Below are 19,110 nucleotides of genomic sequence, written 5' to 3'. Positions count from 1 at the left end.
GGCGTCAAGGCCGGCGTTCCCAGCCCCTGACGCACAAAAAAGCCGCTCCAAAGAGAGCGGCTTTTCATATTTATTGAAACACAACTTATTTGTCGATTTTAGCAACAACGCCGGCGCCGACGGTGTGGCCACCTTCGCGGATAGCGAAACGCAGGCCTTCTTCCATGGCGATGGGGCTGATGAGTTCGACGGTCATTTTGACGTTGTCCCCAGGCATGACCATTTCGGTGCCTTCGGGCAATTCGATGACGCCGGTTACGTCGGTGGTCCGGAAGTAAAATTGCGGACGATAGCCGTCAAAGAAGGGTTTGTGTCGGCCGCCTTCTTCTTTGGTCAGGACGTAAACTTCGCTTTCGAATTTGGTGTGGGGGGTGATGGTGCCGGGTTTGGCGAGAACTTGACCACGTTCGATTTGGTCTTTGTCGATGCCGCGCAGGAGGGCGCCGATGTTGTCGCCGGCTTCTGCGTAGTCGAGTTGTTTGCGGAACATTTCTACGCCGGTGCAGACGGTTTTCTTGGTCTGTTCGGTGATGCCGACGATTTCGAGTTCGTCGCCGATTTTAAGCTGTCCGCGTTCGACGCGACCGGTGGCGACGGTGCCGCGTCCGGTGATGGAGAAGACGTCTTCGACGGGCATGAGGAAGGGTTTGTCTACGTCGCGTTCCGGGGTGGGGATGTAGTCGTCAACGGCTTGCATGAGTTCTTTGATGCCTTCTGCCCATTGACCGGTGGGGTCTTGCAGGGCTTGGTAGGCGCTGCCGCGAACGACGGGGATGTCGTCGCCGGGGAAGTCGTATTCGCTTAAGAGTTCGCGAATTTCCATTTCGACGAGTTCAAGGAGTTCTTCGTCGTCTACGAGGTCGCATTTGTTCATGAATACGACGATGTAGGGAACGCCTACTTGGCGGGCTAAGAGGATGTGCTCGCGGGTTTGGGGCATGGGACCGTCTGCTGCGGAGACGACGAGGATGGCGCCGTCCATTTGGGCTGCGCCGGTAATCATGTTTTTAACGTAGTCGGCGTGGCCCGGGCAGTCGACGTGGGCGTAGTGGCGCGCGTCGGTTTCGTATTCTACGTGGGAGGTATTGATGGTAATACCGCGTTCACGTTCTTCCGGGGCTTTGTCGATTTCGTCAAATTTGGTGTCTTTTGCCTTGCCTTCTTGGGCCAATACGGCGGTGATGGCGGCGGTGGTGGTCGTTTTACCATGGTCAACGTGACCGATGGTGCCGATGTTTACGTGCGGTTTTGTGCGTTCAAATTTTTCTTTTGCCATTGTAATAGCCTCCTATTTTTAGAATCTTAACCTTTGCGTTTAGCAATGATTTCTTCACTAATGGATTTGGGGACTTCTTCAAAGTGGTCACTTTGCATGCTGTAAAGTCCGCGGCCTTGGGTTCTGGAACGCAAGTCCGTTGCATAACCGAACATCTCAGACAGGGGAACAAAACCGTGAATGATTTGGGTGTTCCCTTGGGCTTCCATGCCTTCAATGCGGCCACGACGACCGTTTAAGTCGCCCATAACATCGCCCATGTATTCATCCGGAACGGTGATTTCAATTTTCATCACCGGTTCAAGAATGACCGGATCGGCTTTTTCAGCAGCGTTTTTAAAGGCCATGGAGCCCGCCACTTTAAAGGCCATTTCGGAAGAGTCGACGTCGTGGTAGGAGCCGTCAATGAGGGTTGCCTTCATGTCAACCATGTCGTAGCCGGCTAAAACGCCGTTTTCCATAGCTTCTTTGATGCCGTTTTCAATTGGCCCGATGTATTCTTTCGGTACGGCACCACCGACAATCTTGCTTTCAAACTGGAAGCCGGAGCCGGGTTCCAGGGGTTCAAGTTCGATGACAGCATGGCCGTATTGACCGCGACCACCGGACTGACGAACAAATTTACCTTCAGCTTCCACTTTCTTGCGAATGGTCTCTTTATAGGAAACCATCGGTTTACCAACATTGGCATCAACGTGGAATTCGCGTTTCAGACGGTCAACGATGATGTCCAAGTGGAGTTCGCCCATGCCGCTGATGATGGTCTGGCCGGTTTCTTCATCGGTATAGGTTTTGAAGGTCGGGTCTTCTTCTGCCAACTTGGCCAAAGCAAGGCCCATCTTATCCTGGTCCCCTTTAGAAGCAGGTTCAATAGCAATGGAGATAACCGGATCCGGGAATTCCATGCTTTCGAGGATGATTTCTTCTTTTTCATCGCAAAGGGTATCACCGGTGCCGGTGTCTTTTAAGCCAACGGCTGCAGCAATATCCCCGGCGTAAACTTCGTCAATTTCCGTACGGCTGTTGGAATGCATGAGCAAGATACGGCCGATGCGTTCACGTTTGCCTTTAGTGGAGTTGTAGACATAGCTGCCGCTTTTCAAGGTCCCGGAATAAACACGGAAGAAGGACAGCTTACCGACATAAGGGTCGGTCATAACCTTAAAGGCCAGGGCGGAGAAGGGTTCTTCATCGCTGGCATGGCGAGATTCTTGGGTCCCGTCCGGCAGAATACCGTCAATAGAAGGAATGTCTGTCGGGGCCGGAGCGAAATCAACAACACCGTTCAGCAAAAATTGTACGCCCTTGTTTTTAAAAGCGGACCCGCAGAAGACCGGAACGGCTTCGTTGGCAATGGTTGCTTTACGCAGAGCTTTTTTGATGTCTTTAACGGTGATGTCTTCGCCTTCAAGGTATTTTTCCATGAAGTCTTCATCGGTTTCAGCGATGCTGTCCAGCATGGCGGCATGGAGTTCTTCAACTTGATCCGCCAAATCTGCCGGAATATCCATTTCTTCATAGTTGATCAGGTCTTTGCTGTCGAGGAACTTATAGGCCTTCATTTCGATCAGGTCAATCAGACCATCAAAATGATCTTCAGCGCCAATGGGCAATTGCACCGGAATGGCGTTTGCGCCCAAGCGTTCTTTCAGCTGTTCGACAACATTTAAGAAGTTGGCGCCGGTGCGGTCCATTTTATTGACAAAGGCAATACGCGGTACACCGTAGCGAACGGCTTGACGCCAAACAGTTTCAGATTGGGGCTGCACACCGGCGACGGCACAGAATACCGCTACAGCGCTGTCCAGCACACGGAGGGACCGTTCAACTTCTACTGTGAAATCAACGTGCCCTGGCGTGTCTATGATGTTAATTCTGGTTCCGTGCCAGGTTGTGGTGGTTGCAGCGGAAGTAATGGTGATACCACGTTCCTGTTCCTGCTCCATCCAGTCCATTGTGGCTGCGCCATCATGTACTTCGCCGATTTTGTGGGATTTACCGGTATAATACAGGATACGCTCGGAAGTTGTGGTTTTACCGGCATCGATGTGGGCCATGATACCGATATTACGTGTGTTTTGAAGCGAAAAATCTCTTCCCACTTAGCTGCCTCCTTTATATTGTTACCACCGATAGTGGGCGAATGCTTTATTGGCTTCGGCCATGCGGTGAACTTCTTCTTTTTTCTTGACGGCATTGCCGGTGCTGTTGGCAGCGTCCATCAGCTCATTGGCAAGACGTTCGTTCATGGTTTTTTCGCCACGTTTGCGGGCAAAAGTCACAATCCAACGCAAGCCCAAGGTCTGACGACGTTCAGCGCGAACTTCAACCGGAACTTGGTAGTTGGCACCACCAACACGACGGGCTTTAACTTCCAAGACGGGCATAACGTTTTTGAGGGCTTCTTCAAAAACATCAATGGCGTCTTCACCGGTTTTTTCGGCAATGGTGTTAAATGCATCGTAAACAATATGTTCTGCAGTGCCTTTTTTACCGTCCAACATAACTTGGTTGATTAATTTGGTGACTTGCTTGCTGCCGTAAATCGGATCAGGCAATACGTCACGTTTCGGCGCACGATCTCTTCTGGACATAGGGGCCTCCTTTCAAATGATACGTTTCTTATTTAGGGCGCTTGGTGCCGTATTTGGAACGGGCCTGCATACGGTCGTTAACCCCTGCAGCGTCCAGAGTCCCACGAACCAGGTGATAACGAACACCGGGGAGGTCACGCACACGTCCACCGCGTACGAGAACCACGGAGTGTTCTTGTAAGTTATGCCCAATCCCGGGGATATAAACGGTAACTTCTGTCCCGTTGGTCAAACGAACACGCGCAACTTTACGAAGAGCGGAGTTCGGTTTTTTCGGGGTCGTGGTGTACACTCTTGTGCATAAACCGCGTTTTTGCGGGTTGTTTTGTAATGCCGGAGCGCCGGATTTCTTCTTGCTAGAATACCGTCCTTTGTTCACCAGCTGGTTTATTGTTGGCATACTGCCACCTCCTTAATAGAATATGGCCGACTCACTGGCCAAGGTCTTGGCCAAGGAAAACGGCAGCGCCGTGCAGCGCTCAAGTTCTTTCGTGCGAGCGCTCTGCACCCGTACAGATAAGTCTGCACATACCTTTGCGTATGAACAGATACTCAAGTACTATACCACGGCGCGCCTTCCTTGTCAACCATCGCAAGAGCAATGAATGATTAAATATATACGCGCGGTTGTTTGGGCTCTTCCTGTTCTGTTTCTTCTTCGCCGCTTTCAACCTCGGTTGCCGCCTCAGATGAGGGGTCATCTGCCGGCGGTTCTAAATCGTAAAGGTTTTCCGGTTCATCTTCCAGCAAATCAATTTTGCGGTAATGCCGCATGCCGGTCCCGGCAGGGATGAGCTTCCCTAAAATGACGTTTTCCTTCAAGCCCACCAGTGCATCACTTTTGCCTTTAATGGCGGCATCGGTCAAGACTTTGGTGGTTTCCTGGAAGGAGGCCGCCGAGAGGAAGCTTTCAGTGGCCAGGGCAGCCTTGGTAATCCCCAGAAGCTGGACTTCACCGTCGGCTTCTTTCTTCTTGTCTGCCCGCAATTGGCGGTTGGCCAGGTGGTAGTCGATAATGTCTACCTGGGACCCGGCAATAAAGTCACTGTCGCCGGGGTCATCGATCTTCACCTTGCGCATCATCTGACGCACCATGACCTCAATGTGCTTGTCGTTAATGTCAACCCCTTGTAGGCGGTAGACCTTTTGGACCTCCCGCAGGAGATATTCCTGAACGCTGATGGCGCCGGTGACGCTCAGCAATTCTTTAGGGTTAACGGAGCCTTCGGTGAGCACTTGACCGGCGGTGACGTGGTCGCCTTCGCTAACCACCACGTGGGCACCGAAGGGAATTTTATACTCTTCCACTTTGGCATCGGCATCATCAGCAGAAACCAGGACCAGGGTCAGGCCGTCTTTTTCGCCAATGCTGACGGTTCCGTCAACATGACTGATAACAGCCTCCCCTTTCGGTTTACGGGCTTCGAATAATTCTTCAACACGAGGCAGCCCCTGGGTGATGTCCCCGCCGGCGATCCCGCCGGTGTGGAAGGTTCTCATGGTCAGCTGGGTCCCCGGTTCCCCGATGGACTGGGCAGCTACCGTACCAACCGCTTCACCGACATCAACCATTTGACCGGTTGCCAGGTTGCGTCCGTAACAATGGGCGCAAACGCCGTGGCGGCTGTGGCAGGTCAAGGCGCTGCGAATTTCAACCGCTTGAACGCCGGCGGCTTCAATGGCCTTGGCTTCATCATCGTTCAAGTAATCGCCGGCTTCCGCCAAAACTTCCTTGGACCGCGGGTCAATGACCGGCTGGGCCAGTACGCGGCCGGCGATGCGTTCCCAAAGAGGCTCAATGACTTCCGACCCGTTCATAATGGCGCTGACCGTCAATCCCTGGTCGGTGCCGCAGTCAATTTCACGGACGATAACGTCCTGGGCTACGTCCACCAGGCGACGGGTCAGATAACCTGAGTCGGCGGTCCGCAAGGCCGTGTCTGCCAACCCTTTGCGCGCCCCGTGACTGGAAATAAAGTATTCCAAGACGGTAAGGCCTTCACGGAAGTTGGCCTTGATGGGCATTTCAATGGTTTTCCCGGACGGGTCAGCCATCAAGCCACGCATCCCGGCCAGCTGGCGGATCTGTTGGTTGTTCCCACGGGCGCCGGAGGTGGCCATCATGTTGATCGGGTTAAAGGTGTCCAAGTTTGCCAAGAGGGCTTCCCCGATGGCGTCGGTGGCCCGGGTCCAAACACCGATAACCAATTGATACCGTTCATCATCGGTAATCAAACCGCGGCGGAACTTGATTTCAATGCGGTTGATTTCCTTATCTGCCTCATCCAGTAAGAGAGGCTTTTCGTCCGGAATAACAATATCCGTGTAGCCGATGGAAATACCGGCTTGGGTGGAGTATTTATAGCCTTGACTTTTAATCCCGTCCAGCATTTGGGCCGTCTTACTGGCCCCCAAGCGGCGGAAGCAGCGGTCGACGATGTTGCCCAGTTGTTTTTTCCCGACCACTTCGTTGATATAGCCGACTTCATCCGGAATCGGCTGGTTGAAAATCAGCCGGCCAACGCTGGTGTCGACCATCCGGCCATCCGGCATGCGCACTTTAATCAGCGCCTGAATGTGGACGCAACCGGCATCATAGGCCAGTTTTGCTTCGGTGGCATTGGCAAACCACTTGCCGGTACCGAGGGCGTCGGGTCGGATAATGGTCAGGTAGTAGCTCCCCAGCACCATGTCCTGGGTGGGGACCGTCACCGGACGACCGTCTTTGGGGTTTAAAATATTATTGGCGGCCAGCATAAGAATGCGGGCCTCTGCCTGGGCTTCCGTAGATAGCGGTACGTGAACAGCCATCTGGTCACCGTCAAAGTCGGCATTGTAGGCGGTGCAGGCCAGGGGGTGCAGCTTTAAGGCCCGGCCTTCAACGAGCACCGGTTCAAAGGCCTGAATCCCCAACCGGTGCAGGGTCGGCGCCCGGTTTAAGAGCACCGGGTGATCGCGGATGACGTTTTCCAGGACGTCCCAGATGACCGGGTCCAGCCGTTCCACCATGCGCTTGGCGCTTTTAACGTTATGCGCCGTGCCATCCATAACCAATTCACGCATTACAAAGGGTTTGAAAAGTTCTACGGCCATTTCTTTGGGCAGGCCGCATTGGTGCATTTTAAGTTCCGGTCCGACCACAATAACGGAACGGCCGGAGTAGTCGACCCGCTTGCCGAGCAGGTTCTGACGGAACCGGCCCTGTTTCCCCTTCAGCATGTCCGACAGGCTCTTTAAGGGGCGGTTGCCCGGGCCGGTTACCGCGCGGCCGCGACGGCCGTTGTCAATTAAGGCGTCAACTGCTTCTTGCAGCATCCGCTTTTCATTGCGCACGATAATGTCCGGTGCGCCCAGGTCCAGGAGACGTTTCAACCGGTTGTTCCGGTTGATGACCCGGCGGTACAAGTCGTTCAGGTCGCTGGTGGCAAAGCGGCCGCCGTCCAATTGCACCATGGGGCGCAAGTCTGGCGGAATGACCGGCAAAACGTCCAGCACCATCCAGGCCGGATTATTGCCGGAAACGCGCATGCCCTCCACCACTTCCAAGCGGCGGGTGGCCTTCACTTGACGCTGGCCGCTGGTGTTTTGAACTTCTTCCTGAAGCTCTTCAGAAATGGCGTCCAAGTCAATTTCTTCCAGCAGGGTTTTAACCGCTTCGGCACCGATGCCGGCCACAAAATTCATGCCGTGTTCAGACCGGGCCTTACGGTATTCCGCTTCAGAAAGGATCTGATACTTTTGCAGGCCGGTGACGGCTTCATCACCGGGATCAATGACAATATAGCTGACAAAATAAATAACACGTTCCAGCTGGCGGGGGCTCATGTTCAGGACCAGGCCCATCCGGCTGGGAATGCCTTTAAAATACCAAATATGGGTGCAGGGGGCGGCCAGTTCAATATGGCCCATGCGCTCACGGCGCACGGAAGACTTGGTGACTTCCACCCCGCAGCGGTCACAGATAACGCCTTTATATCTGATGCGCTTATACTTCCCGCAGTTACACTCCCAGTCTTTCTTGGGGCCAAAAATACGCTCACAAAAGAGACCGTCCCGTTCCGGTTTTAAGGTACGGTAGTTGATAGTCTCCGGTTTTTTGACCTCGCCGCTGGACCAACCTCGAATGGTTTCGGCGCTGGCCAAGCCAATGGTAATGTGATCAACGTGATTAATATTACCCAAGCGAAGCGCTCCTTTCGTTTCTGTGCCCGTTACGCACGATCCGTATCATCCGTTTCTTCACGGCTGCTTTCATCTGTTTCTTCAATGATGAAGTAGTCGTTCACATCACCGGTCTCGGTGGTGTCTTCATTATCTGTATTATCCGTTTCACCCTGGTCTTCCTGGGCTTCGGTTTGCGGCACCTCAACGCCCAAGTCCTTCGCCGTTTCATCAAAACCGGCGTGGTCTTCGGACATATCTATTTCATTTTCATCTTCATCCAAGATGCGGACATCCAGGGCCAGGGACTGTAATTCCTTAATCAAGACCTTGAAGGCCTCCGGCACGCCGGCTTCCGGCAGGTTTTCGCCTTTCACGATGGCCTCATAGGTTTCCACGCGGCCCACCACGTCATCTGATTTGACGGTCAGAATTTCCTGGAGGGTATGCGATGCGCCATAGGCTTCAAGGGCCCAAACTTCCATCTCCCCGAACCGCTGGCCACCGAACTGGGCTTTACCGCCCAAGGGCTGCTGGGTGACTAAGGAGTAGGGGCCGGTGGAACGCGCATGGATCTTATCATCAACCAGGTGGGCGAGTTTCAGGTAATACATGCAGCCCACCGTCACCGGGTTATCAAAATATTCCCCGCTACGGCCGTCGCGCAAGCGGAATTTCCCGCTCTTGTCGTAACCGGCCGCTTCCAGTTGTTCGGCAATGTCGGCTTCGCCGGCACCGTCAAAAACGGATGTCGCAAAGTGCATGCCTAAAGCGCGGGCCGCCATGCCCAGGTGAACTTCCAAAACCTGGCCGATGTTCATCCGGCTCGGAACGCCCAGCGGATTTAAGACGATGTCCACAGGCGTCCCATCCGGCAGGAAGGGCATGTCGCATTCCGGTAAAATCCGGGAAACGACCCCCTTGTTCCCGTGGCGCCCGGCCATCTTATCCCCTTGAGAAATTTTACGTTTCTGGGCGACGTAGACGCGGACTTCTTCGTTAATCCCGGGGGCCAGTTCATCGCCGTTTTCACGGGTGAAGACCTTGACATCAACAACGATGCCGCTTTCCCCGTGCGGAACCCGCAGGGAGGTATCCCGTACTTCCCGGGCTTTTTCGCCAAAAATGGCTCTTAAGAGCCGTTCTTCAGCGGACAATTCCGTTTCCCCTTTTGGGGTTACCTTGCCCACCAAAATATCTCCGGCATGAATTTCCGCGCCAATGCGGACAATGCCGTGGTCATCCAAATTTCTCAATACATCTTCACCAACATTTGGGATATCCCGGGTGATTTCTTCCGGGCCCAATTTGGTATCGCGCGAATCGCTTTCAAATTCATCAATATGGATGGAGGTGTAAACATCCTCCTTCACCAGGCGTTCGCTGATTAAGACGGCGTCTTCATAGTTGTAGCCTTCCCAGTTCATGAAGGCAATCAACGCATTGCGGCCCAGGGCCAATTCGCCTTCATCTGTTGACGGACCGTCAGCTAAAATATCCCCGGCCTGAACGTGCTGGCCCTTGGATACCAGGACGCGCTGGTTGATACAGGTTCCTTGGTTGGACCCCTTAAACTTGGTCAGGGGGTAGTCGGTGCGTTCGCCGCCATCGCCTAAAATGGTGATTTTATCGGCACTCACAGCGGTTACCGTCCCCCCGTGCTTAGCAATGGCCAAAACGCCTGAGTCGTAGGCGGCCTTATGCTCCATGCCGGTGCCCACATAGGGGGCTTCCGTCACCAAGAGCGGCACGGCCTGACGCTGCATGTTGGTTCCCATAAGGGCACGGTTGGCGTCATCGTGTTCCAAGAAGGGAATTAAGGCCGTAGCAATGGAAACAACCTGCTTCGGCGAAACGTCCATGTATTCAATTTCTTCCTTGCCCACCACGATGTTTTCATCTTCACGACGGGCATCGACCTTGTCTTCAATAATATGGGCCTTGTCATCCAAGCGGGTGTTGGCCTGGGCGATGGTGTACTTGTCCTCCACATCAGCGGTCAAATACTCAATTTGATCGGTCACCTGACCGGTGCCGGCAATAACCTTACGATAGGGCGTTTCAATAAAGCCGTATTCGTTGACGCGGCCATAGGTGGCCAAGGAGTTGATCAAGCCGATGTTCGGCCCTTCAGGCGTTTCAATCGGGCACATGCGGCCATAATGGGAGTGGTGAACGTCACGGACTTCAAACCCGGCCCGTTCACGGGACAAACCGCCCGGTCCCAGGGCAGACAGGCGACGTTTGTGGGTCAGTTCAGCCAAGGGGTTGATCTGGTCCATAAACTGAGACAGCTGGGATGAGCCAAAGAACTCCTTGATGGAAGCCACCACCGGGCGGATATTCAGCAAGGCCTGGGGGGTGACGTTCGTCGGGTCCTGGGTCGTCATGCGTTCCCGCACATTGCGTTCCATCCGGGTCAAGCCGATGCGGAACTGATTCTGCAGCAACTCACCGACGGACCGAATGCGTCGGTTGCCCAAGTGGTCGATGTCGTCCACTTCATAGCCGGGCATCCCGGCCATCAAGGCCACCATATAGCAGTAGGTGGCAATCACATCTTCCTTGGTCAGGTTTTTGACCGTGGGATCCGTATCCAGCGCCAATTTTTTATTGATCTTATACCGCCCAACTTTGGCCAAATCGTAGCGTCTATGGTCAAAGAAGAGAGAGTTGAGCAAGTTCCGCGCACTTTCCACCGTCGGCGGATCACCGGGGCGTAAGCGCTTGTAAATTTCAATAAGGGCTTCCGCTTCATTGGTCTCGCGGTCCTTGTCCTTAAAGTTGTCCTTGGCAAAAGTCGGCGCCAAGAGATTTTTCAAGCCATCTTCCCCATCAAAGGGCATGTCTTGAAAGAGGGCTTCAATTTCTTTGGTATCCCCATAACCGAGAGCGCGTAAGAAAATAGACGCCGGCAATTTACGGGTCCGGTCCAAACGCACATGGATAACGCCCTGGGCGTCGGATTCCAATTCCAGCCAGGCACCCCGGTTGGGGATGACGGTGCAACTGTAGAGGTTGCGGCCGGATTGGTCGATATCACGATGGAAGTACACACCCGGGCTGCGCACCAACTGGCTGACGATAACCCGTTCAGCCCCGTTAATGACAAAGGTCCCGTTTTCGGTCATGAGCGGGAAATCTCCCATAAAGACTTCCTGCTCTTTAATTTCACCGGTTTCTTTATTCAGAAGCTGTACTTTCATGCGCAACGGCGCAGCATAAGTGGCATCGCGGTCTTTGCATTCCTTTACATCGTATTTTGGCTCCCCGAATTCAAAGGTGTCAAAATTCAATTCCAATGTATCGGTAAAATCCTGGATTGGTGAAACTTCCGCAAATGTTTCACTTAAGCCCTCTTTCAAAAACCAGTCATAAGAATTTCTCTGAATGGCAATGAGGTTGGGCATATCCATTATTTCGTCGATTTCCGCAAACGATTTGCGTGTCCTAAGTGCATGGCCCTGTTGTTCTGGCAATGCGGTCACCCCTTACTGACATGATATACCTTGCGCAATAGATGAATAGTGTAGAAGAATTCCATTTTATCATTAGCCTAACAATGATAGGCCATGTCTGCCGAAATGTCAAGACTTTTTTCGCTTAATCTTGGCCCGCTCCCCAAAAAGAGGGCGTCCACCGCTTCTGCACCGGCAAAAAGAAAAAAGCTGCGCAGCAAGTGCACAGCGGTAGATTAGGTCAGGCGCCTTAATTGTCCTCCCTTGCCTTGCCCTCCTCTTTCCGGTCAATGAAATGGTAGCGCTTGAGAAAGGACATGGCCCAGGCCAGGTCGACGACCAGGTCATTCGCCGGGTCATTTTTCTCCAAGGCCTCAATGAAAGACATGCCGACGCTGTCATATAGGCTTTGTGGAAAGTCAATCGAGGGCATTTCATCATCGTAAAAGAAAAGCAGCCGGGCCGGGTACCGCTCGCTTTTCGGCGCAAAGCGGACCTGCCGCAGGGTGGATAAGTTCGGCAGCTGCCCCTGCAATTCCTGCAAGGCAATGAGCTTGGCCAATTCGACAATCCGGTCGTCGTAGCCGGCTTCCAAGAGGTGAATTTTTTCAGTGAGCTCATTGGGGGTGGTCACCACCCGGCGGATCATCCGCACCGGTTGGCCGCTGTCCGCGGTTTGCAGAGCATTGAACACGTCATCACCCAAAAGCGGGCTTTCGCCATCATAGCCGGGTACCATTTGAATCACAGCGGTCCGCCGGCGATCGTAATACAAAAGAGGGGTGGCGGCGATAAAGTCTTGGTCGCAAGCCGGGCAGTGGGCGGTGAAAAACTGACCGGAAAGGAGCGTCGCCTTGATGTCCGGCTCCCGGTCGGCGTCAATGATTTCCGGCCGCTCAATGCTCATTTCCGCTTGACAATGCGGGCATTGGCCGCTGATGGTATTGTCTGTCATCTGTATGCCTCCATTTTCTGCCGGGCCCGGCCTTTAAGCTTGACCGGGCACCAGCGGCAATTTTTCAAGTGCCACCGCCAGTTCGGCATCGGTCGGCACATAATCGGTCATTGTTCCATTAGTATAGGCGGCATAGGCGGTCATGTCAAAATAGCCGGTGCCGGTTAGGCCAAACAAGATGGTCTTGGCCTCGCCACTTTCTTTACAGTACAAGGCTTCATCAATAGCGGCCTTAATGGCGTGGGCAGACTCAGGCGCCGGCAGGATGGTTTCCAGCTTGGCAAAGAGCACCGCCGCTTCAAAGATTTCCGTTTGCCGATAGCTTTTGGCGCGCATGTGACCGTCGTGGTAAAGTTTTGAGACGATGGGGCTCATGCCATGAAAGCGCAGGCCGCCGGCATGACTGGCCGCCGGCATATAGTCGGCGCCGACCGTATACATTTTTGCCAGGGGCGTCACATGACCGGTGTCGCAAAAATCATAGGCGTAGCGGCCGCGGGTCATGGAGGGGCAGCTGGCCGGCTCCACCGCTAAAATATCCGTTTGGTGTTTCCCCTGCAATTTATCCCGCACAAAGGGGGCGATGATGCCGCCAAGGTTGGAGCCACCGCCGGCACAGCCGATGACGGTGTCCGGATAGTCGTCAATTTTAGCAAAGGCCTGCTCACATTCCAGGCCGACAATGGACTGGTGCAGGACCACTTGGTTTAAAACAGACCCCAAGACATAGCGCGTATCTTCAGATTGAACAGCCTCTTCCACCGCTTCAGCAATGGCACAACCAAGGCTGCCGGATGTGCCCGGATGGGCAGCCAGGATTTGACGGCCCACGGCTGTGGTGTCACTGGGGCTGGGGACAACACGGCTCTTAAATGTTTCCATGATGGCCTTGCGAAAGGGTTTCTGCTCATAGGAACATTTGACCATAAAGACCGTGAGGTCCAGTCCAAAATGGGCACAGGCTTCCGACAAGGCGGTTCCCCATTGGCCGGCGCCGGTTTCAGTCGTCAACCGGCGCACCCCTTCTTCTTTGGCATAATAGACCTGGGCCACCGCTGAGTTTAGCTTATGGCTGCCGCTGGTATTGTTGCCCTCAAATTTATAGTAAATCTTTGCCGGTGTGTCCAGATATTTTTCCAGGCTGTAGGCCCGGCACAAGGGAGAGGGCCGGTATTTTTTATAAAAGGCCTGGACCTCTTCAGGGATGTCGATCTGAGGCGTTTTATTGTCCAGTTCCTGCCGGGCCAGGGCATCACAAAAAATCGGGTGCAGGTCTTCAACCGTCACCGCTGCGCCGGTATCCGGATCCAGCAGGGGGTCCGGTTTGTCCGGCATGTCGGCGCGCAGGTTGTAATAGTAAGTGGGCATTTCATCTTCTGTCAGGTAAATGCGGTTTGGGATCTTTGTCATTTGGCTCATCCTTTCAGTCTTCTTGGTGGGTTATACAGCATGGTCGACTGTGGGACAAGGCATAAAAAAACGTCTCTGTCCCCATACGGGACAGAGACGGACTCTGCGGTGCCACCCGGTTTGGCGCAAAAAATGCGCCCACTCAGTCGTATACCATCATATACGCTTCCTGGATAACGGGTGAAGTGCCCGTCGGATAGTACTCGGCCCAGCCTTTCCCTCCGCCCTCATGCGTCCATTCCCTGAAGCATCCACCATTCCGCTCCCACCATCCGGAACTCGCTGAGGTTTATCGCCACAGGTACTCTTCGCAATCAAAGGTTTCTGTATATTGAGGTTATCTTAGCAAAATCACCAAATTTTGTCAAGGGATGCCGGGTCACAGGTCCTCAGACACCCCATCCGCCTCGTCATCCGCTACAGGCAGGGCCGCTGGCAGAAGGGCCGGCGTCAAGACCAAGCCAAGCAAGGCCAAAAGCCAATTCGCACCGCCTTGCAGCATAAGGGCCGGCAACTGGACATCGCCATCGCCCTGGGTCTGCCATTGCCAGACCATCACGCCAATATAGACCGCCGGCAGGGCCAGCGCCAAAAGCCGCATGCCCAACCGCAAGGCCGGGCGGACCCGGATGCCCAACCGCATCGCCAGCGTTGTCGCCAGGAGCAAGCTGGTCCCGATGTAAATCCAGGGGAGGGCAAACTGCAAGTAGAAAAAATACAGGCCTTCCAATTTAAACTGCAACAAGGCCTGACTCAGGGTATTGCGCACGAAAAGCATAAAAAGCACATCTGACAGGGTTAATATTAAAAGCAGGTCGTACAGAAGGCCCACTTCTCTGACCAGGCGTTTCATCGTCCACCTCCGCCAAAATTTTTTACTCATTATAAGCGATGGGAAAATACCCGTCAATCCGTTCAGCAAAACAAAAACCGCCCTGCCTCAGCAGAGCGGCCGAATAAACCTGATTATTTAAGGGTAGCTGTAGCGCCGACTTCTTCCAATTTGGCTTTACCGGCTTCAGCGTCTTCTTTAGACATGCCTTCTTTAACCATTTTCGGTGCGCCGTCAACCAATTCTTTGGCTTCTTTGAGGCCAAGACCGGTCAATTCACGAACCACTTTGATGACTTTGATCTTGGTAGCGCCGACATCGGTCAGTTCAAGGTCAAATTCGGTTTTTTCTTCTTCAGCAGCGCCACCGGCAACAGCTGCACCGGCAACAGCAACCGGAGCGGCTGCGGTTACGCCGAATTCTTCTTCAAAGGTGTTGACGAGTTCAGAAAGTTCAACAACGGATAATTCTTTAACAAGATCAATGATCTGGGTGATTTTTTCGGACATGGTGTTTCTCCTTTTCTAATTGCTTTGCCGTTACGCGCTTGCGTTTTCTTCTTCGGCTTTTTTACGAACAGCATCGAGGGCGTAGCAAACATTTTGCAAAGGCCCTTTGAAGCAGGAAGCCACTTTGGACAAGAGTTCTTCCTTGGACGGCAGGCTGCCGAGCACTTCGACCTTAGCGGCATCAATGACTTCGCCTTCCAGGATACCGCCCTTCAGGACCATAATTTTATTGTCTTTGATGAATTTTGACAGGATATTGGCCGGTTTTACTTCATCTTCTGCGCAGAAAGCCACAGCGGAAACGCCGGTAAACATTTCATCCATCCCGGTGTAACCTGCGGCTTCAGCGGCACGCAAGAAGAGGGTGTTTTTCGCAACGACGTATTCCACATTGCCTTCACGCATGGATTTACGCAAGGCAGTGGTTTGTTTGGCATTAACGCCGGTATAGTCCACAACAACAACGCTTTTTGCAGCTTCAAATTTAGCTTGTAAATCGGTGACAATCTGTTTTTTGCTTTCAAAGGTTGACAACAGATTCACCTCCCTTTCATGATCTGACATTTATGTATCTGCCCAAAAGAAAAAGCCTCGTCTCGCGAGACAGAGGCCTTAGCATCCTGATGGATGTCATGGCGCCTCGGCAGGATGATTAAGCTTTCGCCCCCGCTGTCTCCGGCAGATAACATATTCAAATTAAGCAATATGGTTCGGGTTCAATTTGATCCCCGGGCCCATGCTGGTGGAAATGGTTACGCTTTTAACGTAAACCCCTTTTTGAGAAGCCGGTTTCGCTTTAACGATGGCTGCTGCCAGGGCGTTAAAGTTTTCGACCAAAGCATTCTCTTCAAAGCTCAGTTTACCGATCGGCGCATGAACGACACCGGCTTTTTCAGCACGATATTCGATCTTCCCGGCCTTAACTTCTTTGACGGCATTTTCAACGTCCATGGTGACGGTCCCGGTTTTCGGGTTCGGCATTAAGCCTTTCGGCCCTAAAATCCGCCCGATTTTACCAACGGTTCCCATCATATCCGGAGTTGCAATGGCCACATTGAAGTCGGTCCAACCGCCTTTGATTTTGTCGACCATGTCTTCCGCACCGACAAATTCAGCACCGGCAGCTTCTGCTTCTTTGGCCTTATCGCCTTTAGCGAAAACCAAAACGGACCGGCTGACGCCTGTACCGTGCGGCAGTACCATTGCATTACGAATTTGCTGGTCGGCATGACGTGTGTCAATGCCCAATTTGAATGCCACTTCAACGGATTCGTCAAAATTGGCTTTGGCATATTTTTTGATGAGCGCAAAGGCTTCATCAACTTCATACAGTTTGTTACGGTCAACGAGTTTGGCATTCTCGTTGTATTTCTTACCGTGTTTTGCCATGTGTTATCCTCCTTTGTGGTGCAAACGGCTTCCGCCTCCCACATGTCTCGCAATTAGCCTTCTACTTCAATCCCCATGCTGCGGGCAGAGCCCTTGATCATAGACATGGCGGTTTCGATGGTAGCGGCATTTAAATCTTGCATTTTTGTTTCTGCGATTTCACGCACTTGTGCCTCGGTGACTTTGCCGACCTTATTCTTGTTCGGTTCACCGGAGGCCCGTTCCAAACCGGCCGCTTTTTTCAGCAAAACTGCTGCAGGCGGGGTTTTGGTGATGAACGTAAAGGAATGGTCCTGATACACGGTAATTTCAACCGGAATCAACATCCCCATCTGAGACTTTGTGCGTTCATTGAAATCATTGCAGAATTGCATCATGTTGACACCGTGCTGACCCAGGGCCGGCCCAACGGGCGGTGCAGGGTTTGCTTTCCCGGCTTCAACTTGCAATTTAATAAAACCGATGACTTTCTTTGCCATAAAAACACCTCCTTATTTAAGGTTACTTTTTCACATAGACCTTGTCAAAGTCCATTTCCATGCTGGTTTCGCGTCCGCCAAACAAGGCAGCGCTCACTTGAACTTTGCGACGGTCTCGGTCAATTGCCACAATGGTACCGATAAAGTCCGCAAAAGACGAATCGGTAAAGCCCACCGTATCGCCTACTTCGGCATCCAAGTCTGCCGGCGGAACTGTTTCGCCCTCCTCTGCAGCTTCCAGCGCACGCAAAAGCGGCTCCACTTCGTAATCCTGCAAGGGTACAGGACTGTTGCCCGCACCTACAAAGCCGGTTACACCGGTGGTATTGCGCACCACATACCATGACTCATCGGTTAAAACCATTTCCACAAAGACATAGCCCGGAAAAAGCTTCCGTACCACAGTACGGTTAGCGCCATTTTTCATTTCGCGCACTTCTTCTTCAGGGACAAGGCAGCGCAGAATATAGTCTTCCATGTTCATGGTCTTGGCTCGAGTGAGAAGGGTGCTTTGCACCTTCTTCTCGTAGCCGCTATAGGTATGAATCGCGTACCATGCCTTATTTTGATTTTCAGCCATGGTGAGGATTGGCCTCCTCTCTTACAATAACAAGCCTAAAGCAGCCGTGATGCCGGAATCCACTACCCAAATCAACGCTGTAATAATGGCAACGGTGACCAAAACAACACCGGTGTAGGTAATGGTTTCCTGGCGGTTGGGCCAATGAACTTTTTTCAGTTCACTGAAAGAAAGGCGAAGATTTTTCTTTAACCGTTTAAAAAATCCTTCCTTCTTTTCATTGCCTTTTTGTCTGCTCATTTCAATCATCCTTACCTAATTAGAGCGTTATTTGGTTTCTTTATGCAGTTGATGGGATTTGCAGAACGGGCAATATTTTTTGACTTCAAGGCGCCCGGTGGTGTTCTTCTTATTCTTATTCGTTTGGTAATTTCTATTTTTGCACTCTGTGCATTCCAATGTAATTCCGACGCGCATGTTTACACCTCCTGTAGAGGAATTTCGGATTTTTGACAATATAAAAAGACGTGCCGTCAAAAGGCACTTATACAGTTTACCGAACCGGCCGGTACTTGTCAATACTTTTTAGAGATTTATGCCCCTTATCAAGAAAAAAATACCGTCTAACCCTAATCTGGCCTCAACAAGACCACTTGTACCGGCCAGGCAAGCGCAAGGCCCGGCAAAAAAGGGAACTCCCATTCGCCGAATAAACGTTTGATTTTTGTGTATTTTTTTTGTATACTGGAGGCAACATTACCCGATGTCTCCATGCGCTGAAAGGAGTCCCGTATGCAGATAAAAACCGCTTTAAGTGCTCGCCAGGTGCGGATTTTAGATTTCATCACCGCCGAGGTGGAAGAAAAAGGTTATCCGCCGTCAGTGCGGGAAATCGGCGAAGCCGTTGACCTGAAAAGCTCGTCCACCGTCCACAATCATTTGAACCAACTGGAAAAAAAGGGCTATATCCAACGGGACCCGACCAAGCCCCGGGCCATCATGATCTTAAAAAACAGCGATGGCTCCGACTACCGGTCTTTTGCCGCAGTCAACGAAGAGGTCTTTGAAGAAATGGTCGGCTTGCCGGTCTATGGGGCTGTGGCGGCCGGCGCCCCTATTTTTGCCGATGAAAATTTAGAAGACCGCATTGCCATGCCCATGCGGTTCATCCGCGATGAAGGTGCCTTTATGCTGCGCATTCGCGGCGAATCCATGATTGACGCCGGCATCCTGGACGGGGATTATATTATTGTTGCCCCCCAGCCCACGGCTGCCAATGGCGATATCATTGTCGCCCTGATTGGCGATGAAGCCACCTGCAAAACCTACTACCGGGAAAAAAATCGCATTCGGTTGCAGCCGGAAAATCCCTCCATGGAACCGATTTACGCTGAAAACCCCATGATCATCGGGAAGGTCATCGGTTGCTATCGAGATATGCACCGTTAAGCCCAGCAGAAAAAATCCCTGGAACTGCCCTTAAAAGCAGTTCCAGGGATTTTTTATTTCCAGGTTGGTGGGCCATCA

The 19,110-nt window shown here is 52.5% G+C and carries 17 protein-coding genes and 2 other annotated features; of the genes, 1 reads left to right on the top strand and 16 read right to left on the bottom strand.

Annotated features, from left to right (window positions below):
- Positions 1–85: 85 nt before the first annotated feature.
- From tuf to rpmG, 16 genes are all read right to left on the bottom strand, one after another.
- Entirely contained in the window at positions 86–1,276 is a 1,191-nt protein-coding gene (tuf, locus tag BLQ16_RS02265; protein ID WP_091791130.1) for an elongation factor Tu, read from the bottom strand.
- Positions 1,277–1,302: 26 nt separating this feature from the next.
- Complete coding sequence (gene fusA / locus BLQ16_RS02260; protein ID WP_091791129.1) at positions 1,303–3,378, bottom strand: elongation factor G; 2,076 nt, start codon at positions 3,376–3,378, stop codon at positions 1,303–1,305.
- Between the two features lie 21 nt (positions 3,379–3,399).
- Complete coding sequence (gene rpsG, locus BLQ16_RS02255; protein WP_091791128.1) at positions 3,400–3,870, bottom strand: 30S ribosomal protein S7; 471 nt, start codon at positions 3,868–3,870, stop codon at positions 3,400–3,402.
- 28 nt (positions 3,871–3,898) lie between these two features.
- Positions 3,899–4,270, bottom strand: a complete 372-nt coding sequence (gene rpsL / locus BLQ16_RS02250; RefSeq protein ID WP_091791127.1) for a 30S ribosomal protein S12 — start codon at positions 4,268–4,270, stop codon at positions 3,899–3,901.
- Positions 4,271–4,479: 209 nt separating this feature from the next.
- The gene (gene rpoC / locus BLQ16_RS02245) at positions 4,480–8,052 is read right to left on the bottom strand and encodes a DNA-directed RNA polymerase subunit beta' (RefSeq protein WP_091791126.1); all 3,573 of its coding nucleotides are present in this window, start codon (positions 8,050–8,052) and stop codon (positions 4,480–4,482) included.
- A gap of 29 nt (positions 8,053–8,081) precedes the next feature.
- Positions 8,082–11,510 (bottom strand): DNA-directed RNA polymerase subunit beta, encoded by a 3,429-nt coding sequence (gene rpoB / locus BLQ16_RS02240; RefSeq protein ID WP_278308561.1) that lies wholly within the window; start codon positions 11,508–11,510, stop codon positions 8,082–8,084.
- 229 nt (positions 11,511–11,739) lie between these two features.
- Complete coding sequence (locus BLQ16_RS02235) at positions 11,740–12,444, bottom strand: CpXC domain-containing protein (RefSeq protein WP_091791124.1); 705 nt, start codon at positions 12,442–12,444, stop codon at positions 11,740–11,742.
- Between the two features lie 33 nt (positions 12,445–12,477).
- Positions 12,478–13,854, bottom strand: coding sequence for a TrpB-like pyridoxal phosphate-dependent enzyme (locus tag BLQ16_RS02230; protein ID WP_091791123.1), 1,377 nt, complete (start codon positions 13,852–13,854; stop codon positions 12,478–12,480).
- An 83-nt stretch (positions 13,855–13,937) separates the two neighbouring features.
- Positions 13,938–14,181, bottom strand: a binding site (T-box leader).
- Positions 14,182–14,233: 52 nt separating this feature from the next.
- Positions 14,234–14,707, bottom strand: a complete 474-nt coding sequence (locus tag BLQ16_RS02225) for a hypothetical protein (RefSeq protein WP_091791122.1) — start codon at positions 14,705–14,707, stop codon at positions 14,234–14,236.
- Between the two features lie 113 nt (positions 14,708–14,820).
- The gene (gene rplL, locus BLQ16_RS02220; protein ID WP_091791121.1) at positions 14,821–15,195 is read right to left on the bottom strand and encodes a 50S ribosomal protein L7/L12; all 375 of its coding nucleotides are present in this window, start codon (positions 15,193–15,195) and stop codon (positions 14,821–14,823) included.
- 30 nt (positions 15,196–15,225) lie between these two features.
- Positions 15,226–15,729 (bottom strand): 50S ribosomal protein L10, encoded by a 504-nt coding sequence (gene rplJ, locus BLQ16_RS02215; protein WP_159427950.1) that lies wholly within the window; start codon positions 15,727–15,729, stop codon positions 15,226–15,228.
- A 39-nt stretch (positions 15,730–15,768) separates the two neighbouring features.
- Positions 15,769–15,892 (bottom strand) — a sequence feature (ribosomal protein L10 leader region).
- Positions 15,892–16,584 (bottom strand): 50S ribosomal protein L1, encoded by a 693-nt coding sequence (gene rplA, locus BLQ16_RS02210; RefSeq protein ID WP_091791119.1) that lies wholly within the window; start codon positions 16,582–16,584, stop codon positions 15,892–15,894. (Overlaps the previous feature by 1 nt.)
- 53 nt (positions 16,585–16,637) lie before the next feature.
- The gene (gene rplK, locus BLQ16_RS02205; protein WP_091791118.1) at positions 16,638–17,063 is read right to left on the bottom strand and encodes a 50S ribosomal protein L11; all 426 of its coding nucleotides are present in this window, start codon (positions 17,061–17,063) and stop codon (positions 16,638–16,640) included.
- 22 nt (positions 17,064–17,085) lie between these two features.
- Entirely contained in the window at positions 17,086–17,643 is a 558-nt protein-coding gene (nusG, locus tag BLQ16_RS02200) for a transcription termination/antitermination protein NusG (protein WP_091791117.1), read from the bottom strand.
- 21 nt (positions 17,644–17,664) lie between these two features.
- On the bottom strand, positions 17,665–17,883 hold the full coding sequence (gene secE / locus BLQ16_RS02195; protein ID WP_200781857.1) for a preprotein translocase subunit SecE: 219 nt from the start codon (positions 17,881–17,883) through the stop codon (positions 17,665–17,667).
- A 27-nt stretch (positions 17,884–17,910) separates the two neighbouring features.
- Positions 17,911–18,060 carry a 50S ribosomal protein L33 gene (gene rpmG / locus BLQ16_RS02190; protein WP_091791115.1) on the bottom strand — a complete coding sequence of 50 codons (150 nt, stop codon included), beginning with the start codon at positions 18,058–18,060 and terminating at the stop codon, positions 17,911–17,913.
- 315 nt (positions 18,061–18,375) lie between these two features.
- Here rpmG and lexA point away from each other — a divergent pair, with 315 nt between their 5' ends.
- Positions 18,376–19,032: a transcriptional repressor LexA gene (lexA, locus tag BLQ16_RS02185; protein WP_423230812.1), complete on the top strand. Its 657-nt coding sequence runs from the start codon at positions 18,376–18,378 to the stop codon at positions 19,030–19,032.
- Positions 19,033–19,110 lie beyond the last annotated feature (78 nt).

Source organism: Peptococcus niger, from assembly GCF_900101835.1.
Classification (GTDB): domain Bacteria; phylum Bacillota; class Peptococcia; order Peptococcales; family Peptococcaceae; genus Peptococcus; species Peptococcus niger.
This window is presented reverse-complemented; position numbering and strand designations above follow the sequence as displayed.

Coding starts and splice junctions, on each gene's coding strand:
- nusG (WP_091791117.1), bottom strand. CDS start 17,643: ATGGCTGAAAATCAAAATAAGGCATGGTACGCGATTCATACCTATAGC.
- secE (WP_200781857.1), bottom strand. CDS start 17,883: ATGAGCAGACAAAAAGGCAATGAAAAGAAGGAAGGATTTTTTAAACGG.
- rpsG (WP_091791128.1), bottom strand. CDS start 3,870: ATGTCCAGAAGAGATCGTGCGCCGAAACGTGACGTATTGCCTGATCCG.
- BLQ16_RS02230 (WP_091791123.1), bottom strand. CDS start 13,854: ATGACAAAGATCCCAAACCGCATTTACCTGACAGAAGATGAAATGCCC.
- rplK (WP_091791118.1), bottom strand. CDS start 17,063: ATGGCAAAGAAAGTCATCGGTTTTATTAAATTGCAAGTTGAAGCCGGG.
- BLQ16_RS02225 (WP_091791122.1), bottom strand. CDS start 14,707: ATGAAACGCCTGGTCAGAGAAGTGGGCCTTCTGTACGACCTGCTTTTA.
- rplA (WP_091791119.1), bottom strand. CDS start 16,584: ATGGCAAAACACGGTAAGAAATACAACGAGAATGCCAAACTCGTTGAC.
- rpsL (WP_091791127.1), bottom strand. CDS start 4,270: ATGCCAACAATAAACCAGCTGGTGAACAAAGGACGGTATTCTAGCAAG.
- rplL (WP_091791121.1), bottom strand. CDS start 15,195: ATGTCCGAAAAAATCACCCAGATCATTGATCTTGTTAAAGAATTATCC.
- lexA (WP_423230812.1), top strand. CDS start 18,376: ATGCAGATAAAAACCGCTTTAAGTGCTCGCCAGGTGCGGATTTTAGAT.
- rpmG (WP_091791115.1), bottom strand. CDS start 18,060: ATGCGCGTCGGAATTACATTGGAATGCACAGAGTGCAAAAATAGAAAT.
- tuf (WP_091791130.1), bottom strand. CDS start 1,276: ATGGCAAAAGAAAAATTTGAACGCACAAAACCGCACGTAAACATCGGC.
- BLQ16_RS02235 (WP_091791124.1), bottom strand. CDS start 12,444: ATGACAGACAATACCATCAGCGGCCAATGCCCGCATTGTCAAGCGGAA.